Annotated in this window: 3 protein-coding genes; 1 reads left to right on the plus strand and 2 read right to left on the minus strand. The window is 70.3% G+C overall.

The window, feature by feature from the left end; translation table 11 throughout:
* On the minus strand, positions 1–1,487 hold a 1,487-nt coding region (locus ACFXAM_RS37460), incomplete at its 3' end, for a trypsin-like serine protease (protein WP_380298266.1).
* Between the two features lie 89 nt (positions 1,488–1,576).
* A complete protein-coding gene (locus ACFXAM_RS37465) occupies positions 1,577–2,098 on the minus strand; it encodes a hypothetical protein (protein ID WP_380298267.1) in 522 nt (173 codons plus the stop codon).
* Between the two features lie 451 nt (positions 2,099–2,549).
* On the opposite strand from ACFXAM_RS37465, the gene ACFXAM_RS37470 reads away from it, so the two are divergent.
* Positions 2,550–3,385: ALF repeat-containing protein (locus ACFXAM_RS37470; protein WP_380298269.1), on the plus strand; the 836-nt coding region annotated here is incomplete at its 3' end.

The raw sequence follows: 3,385 nt of genomic DNA on the forward strand, positions 1-3,385 counted from the left end.
TGCCAGCCGGCGCCGTCGGTGTTGTAGAGGTGGGCCATGACACCATCGGTACGCAGGGCGAAGACCTCGGCGGTCCTGGTGTCCGGGTTGTAGACCGTGGTGAGGGAACCGCGGTACTTCCAGTCACCGGCCATGGTCCAGGACGTCCAGCCGGCGGCCCGGCTCCAGGCCGCCCGGTACATCGATCCGTCGGTGCCGGTGGCAAACAGGTCGAGGGTGTTGGTGACGGGGTTGTGGAGCACCGCCGGTGTGCCGGTGAACTGGCCTGAGGGGTTGAGGGTGAACGGTCCGTGCCAGCCGGCGCCGTCGGTGTTGTAGAGGTGGGCCATGACACCATCGGTACGCAGGGCGAAGACCTCGGCGGTCCTGGTGTCCGGGTTGTAGACGGCGGAGGGGGAGCCGCTGTACTTCCAGTCACCGGTCATCGTCCACGGCTGCCAGCCGGTGGCGCGGCTCCACGTCGCCCGGTACATGGACCCCTCGGTGCCGATGGCGAACACCTCAAGGCTGTTGGTGGCAGCGTTGTAAACGACCGCCGGCGTGCCGGTGAACCGTGCGCCGGGCCCGATCAGGTGCCAGCCGGCCCAGCCCTCGCCGTTGGTGTTGTAGGCGTGGATGAGGGCGCCGTCGGTGCGCAGGGTGAAGATCTCGGCCGTCTTCGTGTCGGGGTTGTAGACGGTGTTCCGTCCGCTGGCGCGGCCGGCCACCACGGCGGCCCAGTCGGAGAGCGTCTGCTGGATCCAGGTGCCGAGGTCGTCGGTGCGGGTCTCGTAGGCGCCGGTACGGGTGGTCGGGGCGGCGCCGAGGCAGCCGTTCTGCCAGGAGCGGCTGGTGAGGGCGGCGAGCTCGTAGCGGTCGCCGACGCGGCGCAGGGCGGGCCCGCCGGTGTCGCCCTTGCAGAGGGCGGCGTCGGCCGGGGTCCTGGGGGCGATGCCGAGGCCGGCCGGGTCGATCGCGCCGACGGTGAAGGCGGCGCTGTGGAGCTTGTCGGGCACCCACTCGGTCCTGGTGCGGCCGTAGCCCGCCACCGTCAGCTCCTCCCCGGTGGTGGGGGCGGTGGTGGCCACGGCCACCGGGGTGATGTCGGTGACGGGGGTGGTGAGGCGGGCGAGGACGAGGTCGCGGTCGGTGCGGGGGACGAGTTCGGCGATGTCGCGGATCTGGCCCGTGGTGGTGGTGAGGTCGGTTCGGCCGATGGTGGCGGTGGTCTTGAGGGCGGGCGGGCCTGCGGGGACGGTCGTCGGTTGGGCGGGGTTGTCGGCGAAGCAGGAGGTGGCGGTGACGATCCAGTACGGGTCGATCAGGGCCCCGGTGCAGGAGCGTTCGCCGTCGCCGATGTCCAGCTTGGCCGCGTACGCGTAGGTGCCCGCCGGTGAGGTGTCACCGCTGACGGCGGGAGCGGGTCCGCCGGTCAGCAGTGCGCCGGTCAGCACAGCGGCCGTGACCGCCCCGGTCGTCCAGGCCCAGTGTGATCGTGTGCGGAACACGAGGTGCTGTCCTTTCATTGCCGTTTCGGCCAGGTCGAATTGATGTGTGCGGTGTCGGTTTTGCGTGGCAGCGGCCTTGCGTGCCCGGATCATCCGGTGATGCGGAGTTCGACCAGGACGGAACGCTTTCCGCCGGGCAGGCTTTCGCCGACCGGTTCGACCGAGTTAGGGCCGATGTTCACCTGCTTCTCCTGGCCGGCCGCGAGCAGTTTGGCGCTGACGGAGCGATCCTCGGTCCAAATGCCGTAGACGTCCGGCAGTTCCATGGCGAGGCAGCCGGTCGTACCGGAGACAACGAAGCAGTATCCGAGCCTGTCGAGACGCGATTCGACGAAGATCTCGTTCGCCGCCTGGCAACTGGTCGGAACCGTGTGGCCGGGTCCTTCCTTGAGCAGGATGTGCCCGTCACCCCGCTTCAACGTGATCTTGCGTTCCGTCAGGATGCGGTCAGCCTCCGGGTACTGGAAGTCCTCGACGGCGGTGGGCATGTCCTCCTCCGCAGCAGCTCCGGTGGTGGCCTGTGCGGCCGACAGTGAGGCGAGCCCGATGCATGCCAGCAGAGCTCCGGTGGCGCCGACCACGAGAGTCGTGCGGGTACGGGATTTGATCAAGGCGGGTCCTTCGATCCTGGCGGGACCAAGTTGATTCCGCAATGCCGGAAGGGGTGTTGGACGACGGCGGAGCCAGCGTAAAGTACCAGCAATATCCGGCACCATGAGGTTCGCGGAATCGGCCCAGAACTGCCCCTCGCAGCGACTTTTGGCCACGTCTCACGAATTCGTACACCCCATTCCGTTTCTGATGCTCGGCGAGCTTTCTCCGAAACACAGATGCACCATTTGGGAGGTATTGATTGTGAACCATCCCGTTCGGCCCTTGGGAGCCCCCGGAGCCAGGGGGAGCAAGCGGTCTCGCAGAGTCCGGCTGTCAGTACTCGGCCGAATATGCGCGGGCCTGCTGCCGCTGGCCCTCGCCGCCGGCCTGCTCGGCGCGGCTCCCGCGTTCGCCACGGACCCCGGGCCCGGCCCGAGCACGCCCGCACCGACGGACCGCGGCCGTGTCGTGAACCTGTGGCTGGAGGGCGGGCCCGGCGTGCAGGCAGCCGCCGAGGCGGCGCTGACCGGCACCGACGAGGACATCAAGCGCTTCCTCGACGTCGAGGCGGACCTCGCGGAGTACCACGACGAACGCGTCTCGGCGTTCCAGATCTTCAGCCTCGGCGGTCCGGGGGTGCGCGAGGCGGCCACCCGCGCACTGAAGGGCACCCAGGAGGACCTGCGGACCTTCCTCAAGGACGGCTGGCAGACGCCCCTGGAACAGGACCGCCGAGTCGAAGCGATGCAACTCGTCGCCACCGGCGGGGTGAGCGTCAGGGAGCAGGCCACCGCCGCGTTGCAGGGCACCCCTGAGGACGTCAAGAGGTTCCTGGAGAAGGGGCAGTTCGACGCCGCCGCCGTCGACGACCGCGCCGCGGTCATGAAACTCCTCGCGGCCGGCGGACCGGCCATGAAGGAGGCCGCGAAGGTCGCGCTGCGCGGCACCTCCGCCGATGTCGCCGAGTTCCTGTCGGTCGGCCAGTTCGTGGCCCTGGCCAGGGACCAGGAACGCGCGACGATCTCCCAGCTGGCCGACCAGGCCGAGGAGGCAGGCCGGCAGGCGCAGATCGCCAAGGACGCCGCCAAGGCGGCCTCCGCCCGCGCGGTCGAGACCTCCCGGCTGGCCAAGGAGTCCGCCGCGACCGCCGCCGCGGAGACCGAAGCGGCCGGTCGGGACCTGACCCGTGTCAAGGAAGCGGCCGCGCGCGCCGCCGACGCGGCCCAAGGCGCCGCAGCTGCCGCCGCCCAGGCGGTCGCCGCCGCCGGCGCCGCCAACCGGGCCTCCCGCACCGCCGCCGGCGC

The sequence above is a fragment of the Kitasatospora sp. NPDC059462 genome (assembly GCF_042749955.1).
Lineage (GTDB): Bacteria > Actinomycetota > Actinomycetes > Streptomycetales > Streptomycetaceae > Kitasatospora.